Origin of the sequence: Variovorax glacialis, from assembly GCF_051216375.1 — a bacterium.
In the GTDB taxonomy this organism is placed as follows: Bacteria; Pseudomonadota; Gammaproteobacteria; order Burkholderiales; family Burkholderiaceae_C; genus Variovorax.
This window is the reverse complement of record NZ_JBPJZT010000008.1, coordinates 358,100-377,826: the sequence shown is the minus strand read 5'-3', so window position 1 is coordinate 377,826 and position 19,727 is coordinate 358,100. Positions and strand designations below refer to the sequence as shown.

Genomic DNA, 19,727 nt, shown 5'->3' with positions numbered 1-19,727 from the left:
TCGACGAACAGTACGGAGGCCGCCCAAGCGCACTCCTGATTTCGAGCCCCATTGACAGACCGCATGGACTTCGACTTCCACAACCACACTTCGGCATCGTCCTGACCGCTTGAGCGTCTACCGGCGATGTCTGTACTACCTTGCGGATTAAAGCTGTTGGAAGGGGAGGTCAATGGTGAAAACGCACCCGACACCAGGCAAGTCCCTGACGCTCAAGACACCGCCGTCCGCCTCGACATGCCGCCGGGCGATGGAAAGGCCAAGCCCCAAGCCGCTCTTGTTGTCGCCCACCTGCATGAAAGGCCGAAAGATGCTTGCGGTCGCTCCTGAGGGGAGCCCTCCGCAGTTGTCCTTGACCTCGATCAGTACACGGTCGGCCCTGGCGTACGCGCTCAGGGTGACCTGCGTATGAGCATGGGTGAACTTGAATGCGTTGTGGAGCAAGTTGACCAAGGCCGCCAGAAGATGGTCCCGATTCCCGGAGATGCCCAGTTGGGCGTCTACGTCGGGCACCGCAAACGTGCAGCCCCTGACGTTCGCGTCGAGCGAAGCAGCATTCTTGGCATCTGCCACAAACGATGCGAGCGAAAAAGCCTCCACGTGCGGCGTTGCAACTGCGCCTCTGACCTGCGATAGCGACATGTCGAGCAAGGCGGCCAAGGAAGCCAGGCTCCTTTTCAACACGGCGCTGGTCGCCCCACCGATGGGTACTTTGCCCGATTCGAGTGCCGCGAACGCAAGCGTTGCTGTGTGCAGGTAATTTCGGAACTCGTGAACCAGAACGCCGAGACGCTCGTTCTCGTCAAAGGACTGCTGCAAGGCGACGTTCGCGTCGCGCCAGATGCCGAACTCGGTGACTGCATCGGCTATTGCGTTATCGAGACAACGATTCAACGTGCGGAATTCGTCGACGGAGAAGGGGGCCTCGCGCTCGACCGCGAGGTCCGTGATGGCCTGGCAAAGGTCGCCGTAATCGTGCACCACCTGGTCCACGGAAAATCCAAGCCCCAAGAGTGCCTTGCCATGCGCGGCGGCGCTCAGGCCCATCTCGGACAGCGCGGCTGCGTCTCCGCCCGCGGCACCGGAAATCCTGAAGCTCTCGTCAAGTTCGCCGTTGTCCTGCGCTTGCAGCGTTCTCATCAGTTGATCAAGGAACAGCGGAATGCCGTTGGCAAGCTGCACTTCAGTCGCAGCCCGCCTGGGCCGCTGCGCGACCTTCGCCTTGCAGCGCGCGATCAACTCTTCACGGTTGTTCGATAGGAATCTATGCATGTGGTAATTGTCCTCGGGATCAGCCACCAACTTGGACGACGGCAGTAGTCAGACCATGGACGAGAGTGGGGAGTTCCGCAAGCTCCATTCCACGGGGTCGGGTGATGAAAAGTCCGGCCATCTGTTCGGTAGCGCACAGACAGCCGCCCTCGGGTGACTAGCATTGAACCTGGGAACATCGAGACACCTCCGGGATCGACGGTGGTCGCCGCGCCGTCCTGAAATGGATCTTTGATGAAACTCAGCCTGCTCGACCTGCCGTGGTGGGGACTTGTGCTTGTCACGCTGGGCTTGACCCACGTCACCATCGCAGCGGTCACCATCTTCCTGCATCGGCATCAGGCGCATCGGGCGCTTGACCTCCACCCCGCCATCAGCCATTTCTTTCGATTCTGGTTGTGGCTCACCACCGGCATGGTGACCAAGGAATGGGCTGCGATTCACCGAAAGCACCACGCCGAATGCGAAACCTCGGAAGACCCGCATAGCCCGCAATTCCATGGCATCAGGAAAGTGCTGTTCGAGGGCGCCGAACTCTATCGCGTGGAAGCCCGCAATCCCGCAACGCTCGAACAACACGGACGCGGCACGCCGGACGACTGGATCGAGCGCAACCTGTACGCGAAACACGCCCAACTCGGCATCGGCCTTATGCTGGGAATCGACATCGCCCTGTTTGGCCCGATCGGGCTGAGCATCTGGGCAGTGCAGATGCTATGGATTCCGGTCTTCGCCGCCGGCGTGATCAACGGGATCGGTCACTACTGGGGCTACCGCAACTTCTCGCCCGACGACAACTCCAGCAATGTCGCGCCTTGGGGCATCCTGATTGGCGGTGAGGAACTCCACAACAACCACCATGCGTACGTCACTTCCGCCAAGCTATCCAACAAGTGGTGGGAGTTTGACATCGGCTGGATGTACATCCGCATCCTGGAGGCACTGCGCCTTGCAACGGTGCGCAGGGTTGCGCCCAGGATTCGCTATGACGCGTCCAAGACTCGTTGCGACGTGGGCACGCTGCAGGCTGTCGTCACTCACCGCTACGAAGTGCTAGCCAACTTCGCGCGATCGCTGCGTCCTGTTGCCGCGAGTGAGGTTTGCAAGCTCCGCGCGAGCGTAGTCCCCGGTTCAATGGACTTCAAGGCACTGGAGCCGGTCAAGTACCTCCTGCAGAAGGATGCAGGGGAACTGCCAGAACCGCAGCGCGCGGTCCTGAAACAAGCGCTGGACTCCAGTTTCGTGCTGCGCACGATCTTTTCGACACGGCAGGATCTCACTGCCCTATGGAGCCGATCCACGGCCACGAAGGAGCAGTTGGTGAAACAGTTGGAAGACTGATGTCGGCATGCCGAGGAAAGCGGTATCGGCGCGCTGCGTGACTTCTCTCGAACCCTGCGCTGCTATGACATTGCAGTCGCCGCTCCGGGCGGGTCTCTGAGCGGTAGCGCACAGATGCCGTTTGGGCAACGTTTTAGAGCGGTGGACCGCAGGTTCAAAGTCTCGCGGAGTGACGACACACGAAGGGAACTGTCATGAGCAAGCAACGTGTGGTCCTGGTTACCGGAGGCATGGGCGGTCTGGGCGAGACCATCTGCGCCAAGCTGGCCGATGCCGGCTACAAGGTGGTCGTGACCTATTCGCCGGGCAATGGCAAGCACGCTGAGTGGGTGGCCGACATGAAGTCCCGCGGCTGCGACATCCTGGCGGTGCCGTGTGACGTGGCCGACTTCGAGTCCTGCGCCAAGGCGGCGGCGCAGGTGGAACTCCAAGTCGGCGCCGTCGAGGTGCTGGTCAACAACGCCGGCATCACGCGCGACATGACTTTCAAGAAGATGGACAAGGTCAACTGGGACGCAGTGCTGCGCACCAACCTCGACAGCCTGTTCAACATGACCAAGCAAGTCGCAGACGGCATGGTCGAGCGTGGCTGGGGCCGGATCATCAATGTGTCCTCGGTCAACGGATCGAAGGGCGCCTTCGGCCAGACCAACTACTCGGCGGCGAAGGCCGGCGTACATGGCTTCACAAAGGCGCTGGCACTCGAGGTCGCGAAGAAGGGCGTGACCGTCAACACCATCTCGCCGGGCTACATTGGCACGAAGATGGTCACGGCGATCCCGAAGGATGTGCTCGACACCAAGATACTGCCGCAGATTCCCGTCGGCCGGCTGGGCAAGCCAGAGGAGGTGGCCGGACTCGTGATCTACCTCGCGTCAGAGGAGGCCGCGTTCGTCACGGGTGCCAACATCGCGATCAACGGCGGGCAACATATGCAGTGATGGGCGGGGAAGCGGACCTGGCGCGGGCCCAAGCAATTCGCGGGGTTCCCGACGGGGGATGCGCTGTGGCATCAGTCGAGTGGGGTCGTCGCGCGCCAGGCGGGGAAAAGTTGGACCCGACGGTCGAGGGCGTCGGGGGTCGCACGTGGCCCGATCACTCGGGCAGACCGCATTCGTCGCCTTTATCTGGCGCGCAGATGCTTGACAGTGTCCGACGCCCTCCCCATCGCGGTCGCCGTTGCCTTGCCCGATTCCGCGAGGAGATCCGACGCTGTTTGGACCTGTTGCGCCATCAAGCCCTGTCCCTGGGTGGACCAGCCCATAAGGCTTTCCGAGTACTCACGCGCGAACGTTGAATAGTTCTCCGTGAGCTTGCCGATGAGGTCCGCGTAGACGTCGGAGACTACGACGCGCCCGAAGGATTGCTGTGCCAACTCGAAGTATTTCTGGACGTTGGCATTTGCCATTTCCAGTATCGCCGGCGACTGCGCGAAGTTCGTCAAGAGCGCCGCGTTTGCCGAGGCCAGTTTGGTGAAGGGTTGGGTCATGTCGTTCATCGGTGCCTTTTGCCGGCTGCCGCCGGCCATCGAAGCTGCTGGGGGAAAAGGTGCCCCACCAACAGCTTCGGTAGCGGCGCACCGAACCGGAAGACAACGCCTGCTGCTTGCATTCCGACTCGCTCGCAGAGGCCGCCAGCTGTCGCGCCCAACCTCTGCCACCTTTATACGGGTCGACCTGGCTCGCGTCCGTGCGTTGGAGCACATACATAGCACTCAGGGCCGCTCCAATAGCCGGAAGATCGGTTTGATCGGATGAGGTGGTCCTGCGGGCGCCCAAAAGGACTTATTGCAGCAACGCAGCCGCGGCGGCGCGCGCATCCGGCACCACGTCGTAGGTATAGAGGCGCTTGCGGAATTCGGCGTGCGCGGCGAGCGCCGCGTCTCGGGCAGTGAGATCGATGTCGGTTGAGTCGAGACGCAGTCCATTCTGTCGGGCACCAAGCTGAATCTCCGCCACGCGCTTGCGACGCAACCGCTCGTAGGCAAGCAGCGACTTTCCTACTCCCGAGGTGTCCACCTGGGCCAGAATCGTGGCGAGCGCCATGCCGTCCTCGATGGCCTGGTTGGCCCCCTGACCCAGATGCGGGAGCATCGGATGTGCCGCGTCGCCGAGCAGTGTCAACCGGCCCTTGGTCCAGGTGGGTAACGGCTCGCGGTCGTAGAGCGCCCAGCGAAATGTCTCGTCGACCTGCTGAAGGACCTCGGCGATGCGGGGATCCCAGCCCTCGAACTCGCGGCGCAGCACGGATGGATCACCGGGCGCGGACCAGGATTCCTTCATCTCCTCATCGGTCGGCACAAACCCGACGTAGTTGACCATCGTGCCGTGGCGAACAGGAAAGACCAGGAAATGCCTCAACGGACCCGCCCACATTTGCCAGCGGTCCATCGGCCAGTTCGGCAGGCGCTCCCGCGAGACCAGACCCCGATATGAAATGGTGCCGTGAAACACGGGCCTCGAGGGCGGAAAGACGTAAGGACGCAGTTCGGAATGTATTCCGTCGGCGGCGACCACAACGTCGGCCTCGGCGATGGCGCCGTTGCCAAATTTGACGCGGGCTACGTCGTCGGTTTGCTCGAAGGCAATAGCACGATGGCTGGTATGGACGATCCCGGCGGGGAGGTGGGCGGCGAGGAAATCGATCAGGTCGGCGCGGTGCATGCCAAAGGTCGCGTTCCAGCCGGAGGCATCCGACACCTGCACCGGGGCGATCGGGGTACCGTCGCGGCGAAAGTAGAAGGAGTCGGGACCCACTCGCGCACCCCATCTTTCGACGGCAGGCCCGAGGCCCACACGCTCCAAGTGGCGCACCGCATTCGGCGTCACGAACACACCAGCACCTATCTCGCCCAGTGCGGACGCCTGTTCATAAACCGAAACACGCAACCCCTGTCGGATCAGCGCATTGGCGGCAAACAAGCCGCCAATGCCGCCTCCGATGATCACCACGTTTGGTCGAGATGCCATTTCAACCCAATCGATCATCATTCAACAGGGCATTGTGCGAGTGCGACCTGCGGAGGGCAACGGTAATTGTCGAGGAGCTTCTCGCTATGCAGGGCTGGACGAAACCTGCATGGCTCCCGGCCGACGCTCTTCGGTTCATCCCGCAGTCGATAGCTCGGGTAAGCCTATCCGCTGTTCGAACGCTTGGCAGTACGAAGGTTTTCCCAGCCGGCCAGCTTTGAGCGGTGGGTTTTCTCCGTTCCCGCCCACGCGACTTGCCGATAACTGCATAGCAGCTCTGTAGGAGCGATGGCTTCGTCGCGGCTGCCTCGTCACTAGACTGGCAATACCGAACAAGACGAGCGCGCTTTGCGCCGGAATGGAGACCATGAACGACCTGACCCAACTCAACTACGAACTGAACAACTTCGTAGCCACCCTCACGCTTAACAGCCCCCCTGTGAATGCGCTCACGCGCACGCTCAACGACGAGCTCACGCTGGCGCTCGACCGCATTTCCGAGATGGACGAAGTGCGCGTCGTCGTGTTGACCGGCGCAGGCAAGGTGTTCTGCGCCGGCGCCGACCTCAAGGGCCGCGCGTCGGTCATCAAGGGCCCAGGCGACCTGCCCGCACATTCGAGGCGGACGCGTGAGTGCTTCCATGCGATCCGGGAATGCGCCAAGCCGGTGATCTGTGCGATCAACGGCGCTGCGCTCGGCTCCGGTGTCGCGATGGCCGCCTCCAGCGACATCCTGATCGCATCGGAAAAAGCATCGCTCGGCCTGCCCGAAGTCGACGTGGGACTGCTGGGCGGCTGCCGCCACGCGATGCGGCTCTTCAGCCACTCCCGCTTGCGCCGGATGATGCTGACAGGCATGCGCGTGCCAGGGGCCGAGCTCTATCGCCTCGGCATCATCGAAGAGTGCACGACACAGGAGGACCTGATGCCCAAGGCGCTGGAGATCGCAGCCACCATCGCATCCAAGAGCCCGGTGTCGACACGCATGGGCAAGCACACGCTGAACGTGATCGAGGACATGAGCCTGCGCGACGGCTATCGCTACGAACAGGACATGACGGCGCTGATCGGCAAGACCGACGACGCGAAGGAAGCGCAGCGCGCATTCGCGGAAAAGCGCGCGCCGGTCTTCACGGGTCGCTGAGCCATGGCGCCCGCCGACTCACGCGCACGTCCGGGCAACCTGCACCCGACACGACGCGGGATGCTGCTGGCCTGCGGGTCGCTCGGTCTGTCGGCGCTGGGTCTGCCCGCCCGTGCGGCCGGGTACCCGGACAAGCCGATCCGCCTCGTCGTGCCGTTCCCCGCAGGAGGGGCGACCGATCTGATGGCACGCACCATGGGCCAGAAGTTGGCAGAACGACTCGGCCAGGCCGTGATCATCGACAACCGCGCCGGTGCTGGCGGCGGCATCGGCGCCGAAGCGGTGGCGACTGCGGCACCGGACGGCTACACGCTGCTGTTTGCCACCATGGGCTCGCTCACCATCAACCCGAGCCTGTACAAGAACCTGCGCTACGACCCGGCCAAGAGCTTCGAGCCCATCACGCTGACGCACAACACGTCGAACCTGCTCGTGGTCCATCCGGAGGTGCCCGCCAAGTCGGTGGCCGACCTCATCGAGCTTGCGCGCAAGAACCCCGGCGGGCTGACCTTTGCATCGGCGGGCAACGGCACGACCAGCCACCTGTCCGGCGAGCTCTTCAAGAGCATGGCCAAGATCGACCTGACACACATCCCTTACAAAGGGAGCGCGCCCGCGATGAGCGACTTCCTCGGCGGCCGCACTTCGATGATGTTCGACACTGCGTCGAACTTCGTCGAATACGTCAAGACCGGGAAGGTGCGTCCGCTCGGGCTCACCGGCCGCAAGCGCCTGCCGACCCTGCCTAACGTGCCAACCATCTCCGAAACACCTGGCATGGGCAACTACGAAATGTCGCTCTGGCTCGGCGTGCTCGCGCCCGCCGGCACGCCCGCCGGAATCGTCGCGAAGTTGCATGACGAGATCGGCGCGGCCATGTCCTCGCCTGACATCGTCCGCCAGATGGCGGATGCCGGCATCGAAGTTCGCCTGAGCACGCCGACGGAATTCGCGGCACTGATTCGCGCGGACACAGCGAAGTGGTCAGAGGTGGTGAAGCGCTCCGGCGTACGCCTCGACTGATCTCCGATCGCCAGCCGCCTCGTCACACGCGGGACGGCTTCTTTCCATCGGCAGCGTTCTAATCTTGAACAGCAAGCGTCAGGACCGGACGCGGCTCTCAAGACTGAAGGACACACCATGTTTGCCGAACCCTCCCCCAAGACGCAAGACCTGCTGCAGCGCATGCGGCAGTTCTTCGACCAGCACATCTATCCCAACGAAGGACGCTACTACGAGGAGATGGATGCTTTCCGTCGCTCGGGCAATGCCTGGCAGGTGTCGCCGCTGATCGAGGAACTCAAGCCGCTCGCGCGCGCCGCCGGCCTCTGGAACATGTTCCTGCCGCACGAGCATCGCGGCGTGCCGGGTATTTCGAACCTGGACTACGCACCTCTGTGCGAAGTGATGGGTCGTGTTTCCTGGTCGGGGGAAGTGTTCAACTGCTCGGCGCCCGACACGGGCAACATGGAAACCATCGAGCGCTACGGCACCGAGGCGCAGAAAGACCAATGGCTCGAGCCGCTGCTCGCCGGCCAGATCCGCTCGGGCTTCCTGATGACCGAGCCGGCCGTTGCCTCGTCGGACGCCACCAACATCCAGTGCACCATCACGCGCGAGGGCGACGAGTACGTCATCAACGGCCGCAAGTGGTTTTCGTCCGGCGCGGGCAGCCCGCGCTGCAAGATCTTCATCGTGATGGGAAAGACCGACCCCGACGCGCCGCGCCATGCGCAGCAGTCGATGGTGCTGGTGCCACGTGACACGCCCGGCGTCAGCGTGTTGCGCCACCTGTCGGTGTTCGGCTATGACGACGCGCCGCATGGCCACATGGAAGTCCTGCTGGAAAACGTCCGCGTGCCGGTCGGCAACATCCTTCTGGGCGAAGGCCGTGGCTTCGAGATCGCCCAGGGCCGCCTTGGCCCCGGACGCATCCACCACTGCATGCGTTCCATCGGCGCCGCCGAGCGCGCGCTGGAGATGATGTGCGACCGGCTTCGTTCGCGCATCGCCTTCGGCAAGCCGCTGGCCGAGCAATCCGTCTGGCATGAGCGAATCGCCGAGTCGCGCTGCCTGATCGACCAGGCACGATTGCTGACGCTGAATGCCGCGTACAAGATGGACACGGTCGGCAACAAGGAGGCGCGAGCGGAGATCGCCATGATCAAGGTCGTCGCGCCCAACACGTCGTGCAAGGTGGTCGACTGGGCGATCCAGGCGCATGGTGCAGCCGGCGTCAGCCAGGACTTCTGGCTGGCCGAGGCCTATGCGCACCAGCGCACTGTGCGCATCGTCGACGGCCCGGATGAAGTGCACCGCAATGCCATCGCCAAGCTGGAGTTGTCCAGGAGGCCGGTGGCAGCGTAAAGGAAAAAGACTTCAGCGCCCGCAAGCGCGCTGAAGTCTGGGTTCAACCGGCGAGATCGGCCGATGCATTCGGCCGCTGCGCCTATTCCATCTTGGCGCCCACCGCCTTGGCCAGAGTTCCCCAGCGTTCCGACTCCGCGGAGATGAATGCTCCGAACTCCTCCGGCTTGCTGCCGACGACTTCCACGCCTTGCTGATCGAATTGCTGCTTCAGTTCCGGCGAGCGCAATGCGGCACCGACGGAGGTGTACAGCTTGTTGATGATCTCGGGCGGCGTGCGAGCCGGGGCAAGCATCCCGTACCAGTTGTAGGCCTCGGCCTTGGGCAAGCCCAGCTCGCCGACGGTGGGCACATCCTTGAGAATCGGGATTCGCTTGGCGTTGGTCACTGCCAGCGCGCGCAGCTTGCCCGACTGGATGAAGGGCAGCACCACCGGGATGTCGACCATCATCATGTCCACCTGTCCGCCCATGAGGTCCGTCAGCGCGGGGGCCGCTCCACGATAGGGAATGTGGTTCATGTTGAGTTTCGCTTCTCGCTTGAGCAACTCCGCCTGCAGGTGCGGCGTGGTGCCGCTGCCGGCCGAGGCGTAGTTGATCGTGCTGGCATCGCCCGTGGCAGCGGCCTTCAAGTCGGCGAATGTCTTGAACTTCGAGTTGGCGGCCACGACCAGCACGGCCGGCACCTTGAGTGCCTGGGTGACGGCCACCAGGTCCTTCTGCGGGTTGTAGGGCATCGATGGCACGATGTGCGGAACGATGGCCAGCGCGCCTGCAGAGGAGAACAGCAGCGTGTAGCCGTCCGCCGCCGATTTGGCAACGGCATCGGCGCCCAGCAGGCCGCCCGCACCACCCTTGTTGTCAATGATGATGGACTGGCCCAGCGACGTGCCCAGCCGGGTGCCCAGCGCACGCGCAGTCTGGTCGACCGGACCGCCTGCGGGGAAGGGCACGATCACGCGGATCGGCTTGGTCGGGTAGGCCTGCGCCCATCCCGAAGTTGCGGCCAATGCGAAGGCAACTGTCGCGGCGGCTTTGAAAAGTCGATTCATGGTCAATGTCTCCGGTTCGTGATGAATGGACTTTAGAAACATGGCCGTCGCGTGGCACCGGTCTTCCGCGCAAACCTGCTATGCGGAACGGTGCAGAGCGGGCCGCCGGTATGCGCCGCGGCGCATCACAGCGTTGCGGCCGAGGGCGTAGCCCGGAACGTATCGCAATTCCAGAATTGTCTCCATCCACAGGAGACTTCACATGACCACCGCCAAGGGCCCCCTCTCGCACGTCAGGGTGCTTGACCTGAGCCGCATCCTCGCCGCCCCCTGGGCCAGCCAGATCCTTGCCGATCTCGGTGCCGACGTGATCAAGGTCGAACGGCCCGGCGCCGGCGACGACACCCGCACCTGGGGCCCTCCGTTCCTCAAGGACGCCGAGGGCCAGGACACCAAGGAAGCCGGCTACTACCTTGCCGTCAATCGCGGCAAGCGTTCGATCACTGTGAGCCTCGAAAAGCCCGAAGGCCAGAAGATCGTTAAGGCGCTGGCCGCAAAGGCGGACATCGTGCTGGAAAACTACAAGGCCGGCACCTTGAAGCGCTACGGGCTCGACGAGGCTTCGCTGCGCGAGATCAACCCGCGCCTCATTTACTGCTCGGTCACCGGCTTCGGCCAGACGGGACCGCGGCGCGACCAGCCCGCGTACGACTTCCTCATCCAGGCCATGGGCGGCCTGATGAGCGTGACTGGCGAGAAAGACGGTCGCCCGGGCGGCGGACCGCAGAAGGTCGGCATCCCGATGGTCGACCTGATGACCGGCATGTACACCGCCGTTTCGGTGCTGGCCGCATTGGCACGGCGCAACGAAACGGGCGTCGGCGACAACATCGACATCGCGATGCTCGACGTGCAGGTCGCCACCCTGTCCAATCAGGCCATGAACTATCTGGTCTCGGGCAAGGTGCCGCGCCGCAACGGCAACGCGCACCCCAATATCCAGCCGCAGGACGTGTACGGCTGTGCGGATGGCGATGTGATCCTGGTGGTGGGCAACGACGGCCAGTTCGCGAAGCTGTGCGAGGTGTTCGGGCGGCCCGACTGGATCGTCGACGAACGCTTTGCCACCAACGCACAGCGGGTGCGCAACATCGGTGAACTCTCGGGCATGCTGCGCGACGTCTTCGCCGAGTGGGAACGTGACCGGCTGATCGCAGCCCTCGACAAGGCGGGTGTGCCTTGCGGCCCCATCAACACCGTGGCGGATGTCTTCAAGGAACCGCAAGTCAAGGCGCGCGAGATGCTGCGCTACGTGCCGCACCCCAGCGGGGTCGACGTGCCACAGGTGGTCAGCCCGATGCGCTTTGCCGAGTCGCCACTGCAGACACAGTCCGCACCGCCACTGCTCGGCCAGCACAGCGACGACATCCTGGCCGAACTGGGCTACAGCCCCGGATGCATCGATTCATTGCGCGCCGCGGGAGCGATCTGATGACGGAAAAGATGAAACTGCACTGGTCGCCCAAGTCACCCTACGTGCGAAAGGTGATGATCTGCGCGCACGAACTCGACGTCGTGCACCAGCTCGAACTCGTGCGCTCGGTGGCGGCCATGCTCAAGCCCAACGCGGCCATCATGGTGGACAACCCGTTGTCGAAGATCCCGACGCTGGTGCGCGCAGACGGCTCGACCCTTTTCGATTCGATCGTGATCTGCGAATACCTGAATGACCGGGCCGGCGGTTCGCTGTTCCCGGTGCAGGGCGAGGCGCGATGGCAGGCGTTGCGCTGGCATGCACTGGGGGATGGTCTGCTCGATGTGCTGATCCTGTGGCGCAACGAGCGCGAACGCGAGCATCCGTTGCAGGCGCTGGCGGATGCCTTCGAACTCAAGACCCGTGCGTCATTGAAATTGCTCGACGCAGAGGCCGACCTGATCGGCGGCGCGCCGTTCTCCATCGGTCACGTGACGCTTGGCTGCGCCCTCGGGTACCTCGACTATCGCTTCGACTCCCTGGGCTGGCGTGCGCTGGCGCCCCGTCTCGCTGCCTGGTTCGAAACTTTGCAGGCTCGCCCGTCCTTCCAATCCACCGAGCCTGTCGATGGCTGATCAGCACACTTCAAGCTGCGACGACGCAATGGGCGTTCTCATCGGTAGAGGCCTTCCGGGTTGTTGCGCAGTATCTTGTCCACAACAACGCCGCCGCCCGCCCACGCCTTGAACATCGAGAGCAATTGACCGGAGTCGGGAACCGGCGTCACGCGCAGGTGGGGCCAGTCGCTACCCCACACCAGGCGCTCGGGATTGGCTTCGATCATCCTTTGCTGGAACGGTCGCCCCGCTTCCCAATCGGGTGCACCGAGCAGATTGCGGTAGGCGCAAAGCTTGACCCAGACCTTGCCGGTTGCCAGCAGGTCGAGCAGTGTGCGGAAGCCCGCATCGTCGACGCCGGCGTTCACGTCGAAGCCGCCCATGTGGTCGATCACGATCGGGACGGGCAATTTCAGCAACTGCGGTGCAATGGCCGGCAAGGCCTTGCAGTCCGTCCAGAGTTCCGCGTGCAGGCCGGCGTCCGCCAGTGCAGGGGCCAATTCGCACAGGTCGTCGAATGACGCGCTGCCGGTGAAGTTGGTGCCAGGGCCGCTGCGATGGCTGAAGCGTGCGCCACGCACGCCGCGCTCACGCAAGCCGCCAAGCGCCAGTGGATCACCCGGTTGCACCACGACCACGCCGCGCAGGGTTGGCTGCGCGGCCAGCGCGTGCAGCAAAAGCGAATGGTCCTTGCCATAGGCACTTGGATGCACCAGCACGCCATGCCCAAGGCCAAGTCGTGCGAGCACGTCCAGATAGGCCGACTCGATGGCTTCGGGTGGCGTGTAGCTTCGCTCGCCCGCCAACGGGAAGCGATCGTACGGACCGAACAGGTGGGCGTGGCAATCCCACCCCTCGGCAGCACGCCGCGCGCTCAACGCGTCGCTCATTGCAGCGTTGCCTTTTGAGGCAACGGGAACGCTGGCGCCACGCCTTCCGGCAGCGGAATCTCGTGGCAGTTGAGCGTCATCGCGACCATGGTGTAGTAGCCGACCAGCGCCGTCAGTTCAACGACGGTCCGCTCGCCGAAGCGCGCGAGGGCGACTGCATAGGTCGCATCGGAAACCGAGTTGTGCCGGTTGAGCTCGACCGCGTAGTGGTAGACGGCGGCGTCGTCCGCCGACATGCCCGGCGGTTCGGTCTGCGCGAGAAGCGCTTCGATGATCGGCGGCTCGATGCCGGCCTTTTCTGCCTCGACGCGGTGGGCGTACCACTCGAAAGGCGAATTACAGGCACGCCCGGTGACGAGGATCGCGATCTCGGACAGCCGCGGCGGCAGGGTCGTGCCATAGCGCAGCAGGGCGCCGATCGCCTGCCATTTGTCCGCGAGCTCCGGGTTGTGGAGTGCGGCGCGAAGCGGACCCTGGATGCGCCCGCGCGGGCCGGAAATGATCTTGTCGTAGACGGCGCGCTGCTCGGGGTTCATCGTTTCAGGCGCGGGCAGGGAAATTCTTGGCATGCGGGTGTCTCCTGTGATCGATCGTTGCCGACGAGCTTAGGGGACAAGCGCAGGCTACGCATGCGCAGCCTCCGCAACGCTGCTATGCGCACGCGTGCAAGGCGGCGGCTACGCAGGACCGCCGAAATGCCACATGCCGGTGCGTGCGCTGTCTTCCACGATCCCGACGATCTCCGACGCAACAGCGGACACGGCCCGGCCAGGCCCCTTCGTGCGCGCCAATGCCATGGAGACGATCCGTTGCAGTGGCGGCGAAACGATCCTGGCGGCTTGCAATCGGCCTTCCTGCACCTCCGTCCATACGGCGTGAATGGGCAGGACGGTGTAGAGCCTGGCTTCGGCGACCGTCGATCGCATGAGCGGAAGCGAATCGGCTTCCAACGCCGGCGCAAGCGTGATGTGCTCCTGACGCGCCATGGCGTCGAGCGCCGTCCGCAGTCCGTTGGGTGCGCTGGGCAGAATGAACGGCAACTCGTGGAGGGAGGAGAAGGGAATCTCTGGTGCCTTCGTCAACCGGTCGCCTGCCGGGCCGATCAGGTAACTGTCGACGGTGGCCAGCGCTTGCTCCAGTTCGTGCAGCGCGTTGCCGTAGCGATAGAGGATGGCGATGTCGACGCGCGCATCGGCCAACCATTCCTCCACCTGTCCACTGGAGCCCTCGAGGATCTTGAGCTGGATGCCGGGATGACGATCGCGCAACTGCTTGAACAGGCGGCCGACGATCGGATTGGTGATCGAGGGCAGCGACCCGATGGTGACCCGGCCGGCGGGCTCCCGTGCCTCACCGTGGATTTCCAGTTCGAGTTGCTCCGCATCCGAAAGGAGTGCCTTCACCAACGGGAAGATGCGTTGCCCCACATCCGACAACGCCACGCCACGCCCGGTGCGGTTGAAGAGGCGAGCCTTGCATTCACGTTCCAGCGCATTCAGGTGACGACTCAACAGCGACTGGTTGCTGTCGAGAAACAGCGCCGCGCGCGTCAGGCTGCCGAGTTCGGCAATCGCGAGAAACGCGCGCCATTTCTGCAGATCGGATGTGATGTCGAGCTGGATCTGGGTGGCTTTGCCGGACTGCATGGGACTTTGCTCGCATCGTTGGATACGCGCGATTGTCCCGCGTGCGAGCGGCAGCCGAATGCCGGCTTTCCCTTGGTTCGGAGCTCTGATCAGGCCATCGCCCTGAGTCGTGGGCGGCGGGCCGCGCGATTGCTGTTGTGGTGCCCGATCGCGACCACGGTGACGGCGCCGACGATCATCAGTGCCGCAAGGTAGTACTGTCCTGCTGCGAGCGTCCTGGTGTATTCATTCAGCCACCCGATGATCACGGGACTGATCAGACTCCCGACTCCCGCGAGCGTGCTGATCAGCGCGATGCCGCCGGGTGCAGCCTTGGCGCTCAGGTAGAGCGCAGGCATCGACCAGAAAGGACCCATAGCAGCGAATGTGCCAGCGGCGGTCGCAATCAGCGCGAGCAGCGACAGGGCCGGATTGCTCGAAACCATCGGCAGCAGCATCCAGCCCAAGGCGGAAACCGTGGCGCAGGCGGCGGCATGCCAGCGGCGTTCATCGCGCACGTCGGAGCGGCGGGCTACCCATTGCTGCGCAACCACACCGACGACGTAGGGCGCCATGGCCATCAGGCCAATGGTCCAGGTGCTCGTGACGCCGGAGCGTTGAATGATCGTGGGCAGCCAGAAGGAGATGTTCGATGCGCTGGCCAGCAGCGCGACGCCCATGCCCACGAGGAGGTAAAAGCGCGGAGAGCGCAATGCGTCCATGAACGAATGGTGCCCGCCGCCGCCGGTCCTGTTGCGGTCCGCTTCGAGGTCGGCTTCGATCAGGTCGCGCTCCCGCGCGCTGAGCCATGTCGCGGAGGCCGGTGTGTCCTTCAGGAAGAAAAACACGACGATGGCGAAGAGCAGCGCCGGTGCACCTTCGATGAGGAACAGCCACTGCCATCCCTTGAGTCCGTGCCAGCCGTCCATGCTGTGCATGATCATCCCGGACAACGGCCCGCTGATGACACCCGACAGCGGAATCGCAGCCATGAACACCGCGGTGAAGCTCGCCCGCCTTGCAGCCGGCACCCAGTAGGTCAGATAGAGCAACACCCCCGGGAACAGTCCGGCCTCCGCGGCCCCCAGCACGAAGCGCGCGAAGTAGTACGAATTGGGACTCGTCATGATGGCCAGCAGCACCGAACAGGCGGCCCAGAGCAGCATGATGCGCAGCAGCGTCTTCCTGAATCCGATCTTCGCCAGCATGAGATTGCTGGGTATTTCGAAGATCATGTAGCCGGCATAGAAAACGCCTGCGCCGATACCGAAAACCGTGTCGGAAAAATTCAGATCCCGCATGAACCCGAGCTTGGCAAAGCCGACGTTCGAGCGGTCGATGTAGGCAATGATGTAGACGATCACCAGCATCGGAAGCAGGTGCAGAAGCACCTTCCGGTACACGGCGTCCGCATCGATGTTCTGCGACTGCGGGCGCACATCGTCGCCGGCATTCGATGGACGCGGGTGCGCCTGTTGGCTGCTCATGGGTTGTCTCCGTTGTAGGCCCGATCGGCGCGACCGTTGCCAGTCACGTCGAAAGGGTCTCTACTTGGCCAACCGTGTGACTGCCTAGTTGGTTCGCTGAATTCTGGCGATCGAACGGCCGCAAGACATTGCGCGAGCCGCATAGCTGCTATGAGAGCGTCGGTTCAATCACGAGGTCGGGTTGCACGCAGTGCGACGGGCTGGATCCCAGCCAACAGTGCCCCCGCCGGCATCGTCGATGGATTCAGCACGCTTACCAACGAGACGCCGCCCCGTTCGCTGGTCTTTCGCTCAATGCATTTCAGCCAGCGCCTCCTTGACACCCTCCTCACGAAGCGGAAAGTCGGCCCCTTCCAGATGCAGCGCAGCCTCCGCAGGTACGGGGGTCGCGCAATCCTTGTAGATCACGCCATCCTTCATCACGAGCTGGATCTTCGCCGGATCGGTCAGGAGCGAAAGATCCTCCAGCGGATTGCCATCCACCAGCACGATGTCTGCCAGGAAGCCCGCCTTCAACTGGCCGAGTTCATCCGGGCGCAGCATGATCTGGCCGCCCAGCTTCGTCGCTGCCAGCAATGCTTCCTTGGGCGTCATGCCGATGTAGTCCACGAAGTACTGCAGGTCATTGGCGTTGGTGCCGTGCGGCATCCACGCAAAGCCGTAATCGCCGCCCGGCAGGATGCGGATGCCGCGCTGGTGCATCTTGCGCAGCGATGCCGAGGCGATCTCCAACTCGCGCTTGTAGCCCATCTGCGTCGCGACGGCCTCGGTGATGCCGTACTCGGCGGCGTTGTAGGTGGTGCGGATGAGCCAGCCGATACCCGGAGCGACAAAGTGCTTGTCCTTGGCCGCCTCGAGCATGTCTAGAGCTTCCTCGTCCGCAAAACTCGCGTGGTAGACCATCTCGATGCCGTGGCGGACACACTGCTTGACCGATTCGCTTGACCGCGCGTGAGCGGCCATGCGCTTGCCGTAGCGTTTGGCTTCCCGCGAAAGCATTGCCACTTCTTCCTCCGAGAATGGCGACATCTCCGCCGGCAGGCCGGCGATGTACTCGCCGGACAAGTTGATCTTGAGGTGATCGACGCCGTACTTGATGAACTTGCGCGCAGAGCGACGAATCTCCTCCGGCCCACTGCAGACGCTCCCGAAGCTCAATTCCTCGAAGTCCATGTGAGGCAGCGTGTTGTCACCCAACGCCCCGATGGTTGTGATTTCCTGGCTGCCGGCGAGATAGCGCGGGCCCGGAAACTCACCCGCCTCAACTGCGTTGCGAAGCACGACGTCCAGCCGCGGCTTGGCAGCAGCCGCGCCGATTGCGGACGTCCAGCCCATGTCAAGGTAGCGCTTGGCCACCCGCACGCACCAAAGAATGTGCTCCTCCGGCGGCATGAACTGGATGGCCGCCAGGCTGGGCTGGTCGTTCCACGAGAAATGCGTGTGGGCCTCGGTCATGCCGGGCATGAGGAAGCGGCCCCGTCCGTTGATGACGCGGGCGTCGTCGGTGCTCACGCGATTGGGCGCGCGGGCCACCTCGACGATGCGCTTGCCTTCGACGAGCACGTCGCCGGTGTAGGTGTCTTCGCCCGTGCCGTCGAAGATGCGGACGTTGGTGAATGCGATGCGGGTCATGGCTTGTCTCCTCCGGCCCGTGGTGCCGGAAATGGGTTGATGAAAGATGCTGAGAAAAGGGAAATCAGCGCAGCGATGCGTAGAACTGCTCGAGTTCCTGCATGCAGCGTTGCGGCTTCTCGAAGGTCGTCCAGTGGCCGCAGCCATCGAAGACCACTTGGTGCGATCCGGTGATGCGCGCTGTCATGGCGGCCACATTGGCGGGCGGCGCGACGCCGTCCTGGTCGCCGGTGACGAGCAAGGTCGGCACGCCGATGCGCTCGATTTCCGCCGACTGGGCCGCGGCCAATGCCTCGCAACTCTGCGCATAGCCTTCGGGCAGTTGGCGCATCACGCTTTCGCGCACCAGTGCCAGCACGGCGGGTTGCTCGGCCTTCGTCTCCGGGCTGGTGGCGGCCTTGACGATGGCGTCGGCAATCTCCTGCATGGCTGCCGCACCGCCACGCGCCGCCGCGGCACGCGCCACGATGTTCGGCCGGGCCGCATCGGGCGGCGCAACCAGCGGGCCGAACAGCGCGAGCGACTTGATCTTGCCGGGGTTGCGTACGGCCAGATGTTGCGCAACGACGGTGCCGAGCGAGTGCGCCATCACGTGGACCGACTCGACGCCCAGTTCGGCAAGCAAGGCTTCGAGCGATGCGGCATAGCGTTCGATCGACAGCGGGTCCGCAAGCAGCGGCGAACGTGCGCTTCCAGGCAGGTCTGGGCGGATCACTCTGAAATCCGACAGACCAGCCAGCAATGGCGTCCAGGTGTTCGACGAACCGCCGAGGCCGTGGATGCACAGCAGCGCCTCGCCGTTGCCGTCGATCTCGACGGCCAGCCCGTTGATGAGTTGTGTGGTCATCGCGCGCCGCCTCAGACGAACTTGTTCTCGATCGCACCCAGGCGATCGATCTCGACGCGCACCACGTCGCCCGCCTTCAGATAGCGTGGCGGCGACATGCCCATGCCCACGCCGGCGGGCGTTCCCGTGGCGATGACATCGCCCGGATACAGCGTGATGCCGCGCGAGATCGTCTCGATCAGGGTCGGGATGTCGAAGATCATGTTCTCGGTCGGGCCGTCCTGGCGCAACTCGCCGTTGACCCAGCAGCGCACGCGGGTCCTGGCGCCGTCGAACTCGTCGGCCGTCACGATCCACGGGCCCATCGGGCAGAAGGTGTCGAAGGACTTGCCCATGTCCCATTGGCTATGGCGCACCTGCACGTCGCGCGCCGTCACGTCATTGACGACCGTGTAGCCGAACACATGCTCCATCGCTGCGGCGCGCGTGATGTTCTTGCCGCCCTTGCCGATGACCACGGCGAGTTCGGCTTCGTAGTCGATCTGCGTCGAGATCTCGCTGGGGACCAGCACGTCGTCGTGCGGGCCGACCACGCATTCGGGCACCTTGGTGAAGACGATGGGCCACTCGTCGGTCTTCGCGCCGCTGTCCTTGAAGACGGAGGCCGAGAGTTCCTTGGCGTGGGCGTGGTAGTTGCGGCCGACGCACCAGACGTTGCGCCTGGGCTTGGGCAGAGGAGCGTCCAGGGCGACATCCGCCACCTTGACGGCAGCGCCGGTCGCGATCGGCGCCGCCGCGCCTTCTGCCATGGATTCGATGATGCTCAGGGCACCCACAGCCGCTTGCTGCGGCGTCAGGTCAAGCGGTCGAATGGTCAGGCCGTCGTCGGAAACAAGTCCTACACGGCGGGTGCCGTCGGCGATGTAAGTTGCGATGCGCATTTCAGTTTGCTCCTGTGATTTCTCTCTGCGGATTGCGACTCCGATCAAGGTGCCGCGGGGATGGAGCAACTTTAGAAACGCAAGGCTTTCGGCGCTTATCGACGAATCCAGTGACGTATCAGGGAGTCCGGTGCAGTGCTAGGTACTTACCCGGGTGGCCGTCAAATCAGGGCTCGCCAGGGCGAACAAT

Annotated in this window: 17 protein-coding genes and 1 pseudogene; 7 read left to right on the top strand and 11 right to left on the bottom strand. The window is 63.8% G+C overall.

Features of this window, described 5'->3' with window-relative positions:
• Positions 1 to 147 precede the first annotated feature (147 nt).
• Positions 148 to 1,272, bottom strand: a complete 1,125-nt coding sequence (locus ACSFBL_RS22805; protein WP_435518099.1) for a sensor histidine kinase — start codon at positions 1,270 to 1,272, stop codon at positions 148 to 150.
• A 234-nt stretch (positions 1,273 to 1,506) separates the two neighbouring features.
• Here ACSFBL_RS22805 and ACSFBL_RS22800 point away from each other — a divergent pair.
• Together ACSFBL_RS22800 and phbB are read left to right on the top strand one after the other, a co-directional pair.
• A pseudogene (locus ACSFBL_RS22800) lies at positions 1,507 to 2,679 on the top strand (DesA family fatty acid desaturase); the annotation flags it as partial.
• 128 nt (positions 2,680 to 2,807) lie between these two features.
• A complete protein-coding gene (gene phbB, locus ACSFBL_RS22795) occupies positions 2,808 to 3,554 on the top strand; it encodes an acetoacetyl-CoA reductase (RefSeq protein ID WP_435518098.1) in 747 nt (248 codons plus the stop codon).
• Positions 3,555 to 3,736: 182 nt separating this feature from the next.
• Here phbB and ACSFBL_RS22790 read toward each other — a convergent pair whose 3' ends face one another.
• The gene (locus ACSFBL_RS22790) at positions 3,737 to 4,111 is read right to left on the bottom strand and encodes a hypothetical protein (protein WP_435518097.1); all 375 of its coding nucleotides are present in this window, start codon (positions 4,109 to 4,111) and stop codon (positions 3,737 to 3,739) included.
• 286 nt (positions 4,112 to 4,397) lie between these two features.
• Positions 4,398 to 5,603, bottom strand: a complete 1,206-nt coding sequence (locus ACSFBL_RS22785; protein WP_435518096.1) for an FAD-dependent monooxygenase — start codon at positions 5,601 to 5,603, stop codon at positions 4,398 to 4,400.
• Positions 5,604 to 5,949: 346 nt separating this feature from the next.
• Between ACSFBL_RS22785 and ACSFBL_RS22780 the strand changes: the two genes are divergently transcribed.
• From ACSFBL_RS22780 to ACSFBL_RS22770, 3 genes are all read left to right on the top strand, one after another.
• On the top strand, positions 5,950 to 6,726 hold the full coding sequence (locus ACSFBL_RS22780; protein ID WP_435518095.1) for an enoyl-CoA hydratase/isomerase family protein: 777 nt from the start codon (positions 5,950 to 5,952) through the stop codon (positions 6,724 to 6,726).
• Between the two features lie 3 nt (positions 6,727 to 6,729).
• Entirely contained in the window at positions 6,730 to 7,749 is a 1,020-nt protein-coding gene (locus ACSFBL_RS22775; protein ID WP_435518094.1) for a Bug family tripartite tricarboxylate transporter substrate binding protein, read from the top strand.
• Positions 7,750 to 7,866: 117 nt separating this feature from the next.
• On the top strand, positions 7,867 to 9,093 hold the full coding sequence (locus ACSFBL_RS22770) for an acyl-CoA dehydrogenase family protein (RefSeq protein WP_435518093.1): 1,227 nt from the start codon (positions 7,867 to 7,869) through the stop codon (positions 9,091 to 9,093).
• Between the two features lie 82 nt (positions 9,094 to 9,175).
• Here ACSFBL_RS22770 and ACSFBL_RS22765 read toward each other — a convergent pair whose 3' ends face one another.
• Positions 9,176 to 10,144, bottom strand: a complete 969-nt coding sequence (locus tag ACSFBL_RS22765; RefSeq protein ID WP_435518092.1) for a Bug family tripartite tricarboxylate transporter substrate binding protein — start codon at positions 10,142 to 10,144, stop codon at positions 9,176 to 9,178.
• Positions 10,145 to 10,346: 202 nt separating this feature from the next.
• On the opposite strand from ACSFBL_RS22765, the gene ACSFBL_RS22760 reads away from it, so the two are divergent.
• Positions 10,347 to 11,576 carry a CaiB/BaiF CoA transferase family protein gene (locus ACSFBL_RS22760; protein ID WP_435518091.1) on the top strand — a complete coding sequence of 410 codons (1,230 nt, stop codon included), beginning with the start codon at positions 10,347 to 10,349 and terminating at the stop codon, positions 11,574 to 11,576.
• Complete coding sequence (locus ACSFBL_RS22755) at positions 11,576 to 12,193, top strand: glutathione S-transferase family protein (RefSeq protein ID WP_435518090.1); 618 nt, start codon at positions 11,576 to 11,578, stop codon at positions 12,191 to 12,193. Before ACSFBL_RS22760 ends, ACSFBL_RS22755 begins: the two co-directional genes overlap by 1 nt.
• 38 nt (positions 12,194 to 12,231) lie before the next feature.
• Here the strand turns inward: ACSFBL_RS22755 and ACSFBL_RS22750 are convergent, their stop codons facing one another.
• The 7 genes from ACSFBL_RS22750 to ACSFBL_RS22720 all read right to left on the bottom strand — a co-directional run bounded on the left by ACSFBL_RS22750 (position 12,232) and on the right by ACSFBL_RS22720 (position 19,537).
• Positions 12,232 to 13,065 (bottom strand): amidohydrolase family protein, encoded by an 834-nt coding sequence (locus ACSFBL_RS22750; RefSeq protein ID WP_435518089.1) that lies wholly within the window; start codon positions 13,063 to 13,065, stop codon positions 12,232 to 12,234.
• Positions 13,062 to 13,634: a carboxymuconolactone decarboxylase family protein gene (locus tag ACSFBL_RS22745; RefSeq protein WP_435518088.1), complete on the bottom strand. Its 573-nt coding sequence runs from the start codon at positions 13,632 to 13,634 to the stop codon at positions 13,062 to 13,064. Before ACSFBL_RS22745 ends, ACSFBL_RS22750 begins: the two co-directional genes overlap by 4 nt.
• A 108-nt stretch (positions 13,635 to 13,742) precedes the next feature.
• Positions 13,743 to 14,711: a LysR substrate-binding domain-containing protein gene (locus tag ACSFBL_RS22740; protein ID WP_435518087.1), complete on the bottom strand. Its 969-nt coding sequence runs from the start codon at positions 14,709 to 14,711 to the stop codon at positions 13,743 to 13,745.
• An 89-nt stretch (positions 14,712 to 14,800) separates the two neighbouring features.
• Positions 14,801 to 16,177 (bottom strand): MFS transporter, encoded by a 1,377-nt coding sequence (locus ACSFBL_RS22735; protein WP_435518086.1) that lies wholly within the window; start codon positions 16,175 to 16,177, stop codon positions 14,801 to 14,803.
• Positions 16,178 to 16,468: 291 nt separating this feature from the next.
• Positions 16,469 to 17,809, bottom strand: coding sequence for a metal-dependent hydrolase family protein (locus ACSFBL_RS22730; protein ID WP_435518085.1), 1,341 nt, complete (start codon positions 17,807 to 17,809; stop codon positions 16,469 to 16,471).
• Positions 17,810 to 17,873: 64 nt separating this feature from the next.
• Positions 17,874 to 18,656 (bottom strand): alpha/beta fold hydrolase, encoded by a 783-nt coding sequence (locus tag ACSFBL_RS22725; RefSeq protein WP_435518084.1) that lies wholly within the window; start codon positions 18,654 to 18,656, stop codon positions 17,874 to 17,876.
• Between the two features lie 11 nt (positions 18,657 to 18,667).
• Positions 18,668 to 19,537, bottom strand: coding sequence for a fumarylacetoacetate hydrolase family protein (locus ACSFBL_RS22720; protein ID WP_435518083.1), 870 nt, complete (start codon positions 19,535 to 19,537; stop codon positions 18,668 to 18,670).
• Positions 19,538 to 19,727 lie beyond the last annotated feature (190 nt).

Coding starts and splice junctions, on each gene's coding strand:
- ACSFBL_RS22805 (WP_435518099.1), bottom strand. CDS start 1,272: ATGCATAGATTCCTATCGAACAACCGTGAAGAGTTGATCGCGCGCTGC.
- phbB (WP_435518098.1), top strand. CDS start 2,808: ATGAGCAAGCAACGTGTGGTCCTGGTTACCGGAGGCATGGGCGGTCTG.
- ACSFBL_RS22790 (WP_435518097.1), bottom strand. CDS start 4,111: ATGAACGACATGACCCAACCCTTCACCAAACTGGCCTCGGCAAACGCG.
- ACSFBL_RS22785 (WP_435518096.1), bottom strand. CDS start 5,603: ATGATGATCGATTGGGTTGAAATGGCATCTCGACCAAACGTGGTGATC.
- ACSFBL_RS22780 (WP_435518095.1), top strand. CDS start 5,950: ATGAACGACCTGACCCAACTCAACTACGAACTGAACAACTTCGTAGCC.
- ACSFBL_RS22775 (WP_435518094.1), top strand. CDS start 6,730: ATGGCGCCCGCCGACTCACGCGCACGTCCGGGCAACCTGCACCCGACA.
- ACSFBL_RS22770 (WP_435518093.1), top strand. CDS start 7,867: ATGTTTGCCGAACCCTCCCCCAAGACGCAAGACCTGCTGCAGCGCATG.
- ACSFBL_RS22765 (WP_435518092.1), bottom strand. CDS start 10,144: ATGAATCGACTTTTCAAAGCCGCCGCGACAGTTGCCTTCGCATTGGCC.
- ACSFBL_RS22760 (WP_435518091.1), top strand. CDS start 10,347: ATGACCACCGCCAAGGGCCCCCTCTCGCACGTCAGGGTGCTTGACCTG.
- ACSFBL_RS22755 (WP_435518090.1), top strand. CDS start 11,576: ATGACGGAAAAGATGAAACTGCACTGGTCGCCCAAGTCACCCTACGTG.
- ACSFBL_RS22750 (WP_435518089.1), bottom strand. CDS start 13,065: ATGAGCGACGCGTTGAGCGCGCGGCGTGCTGCCGAGGGGTGGGATTGC.
- ACSFBL_RS22745 (WP_435518088.1), bottom strand. CDS start 13,634: ATGCCAAGAATTTCCCTGCCCGCGCCTGAAACGATGAACCCCGAGCAG.
- ACSFBL_RS22740 (WP_435518087.1), bottom strand. CDS start 14,711: ATGCAGTCCGGCAAAGCCACCCAGATCCAGCTCGACATCACATCCGAT.
- ACSFBL_RS22735 (WP_435518086.1), bottom strand. CDS start 16,177: ATGAGCAGCCAACAGGCGCACCCGCGTCCATCGAATGCCGGCGACGAT.
- ACSFBL_RS22730 (WP_435518085.1), bottom strand. CDS start 17,809: ATGACCCGCATCGCATTCACCAACGTCCGCATCTTCGACGGCACGGGC.
- ACSFBL_RS22725 (WP_435518084.1), bottom strand. CDS start 18,656: ATGACCACACAACTCATCAACGGGCTGGCCGTCGAGATCGACGGCAAC.
- ACSFBL_RS22720 (WP_435518083.1), bottom strand. CDS start 19,537: ATGCGCATCGCAACTTACATCGCCGACGGCACCCGCCGTGTAGGACTT.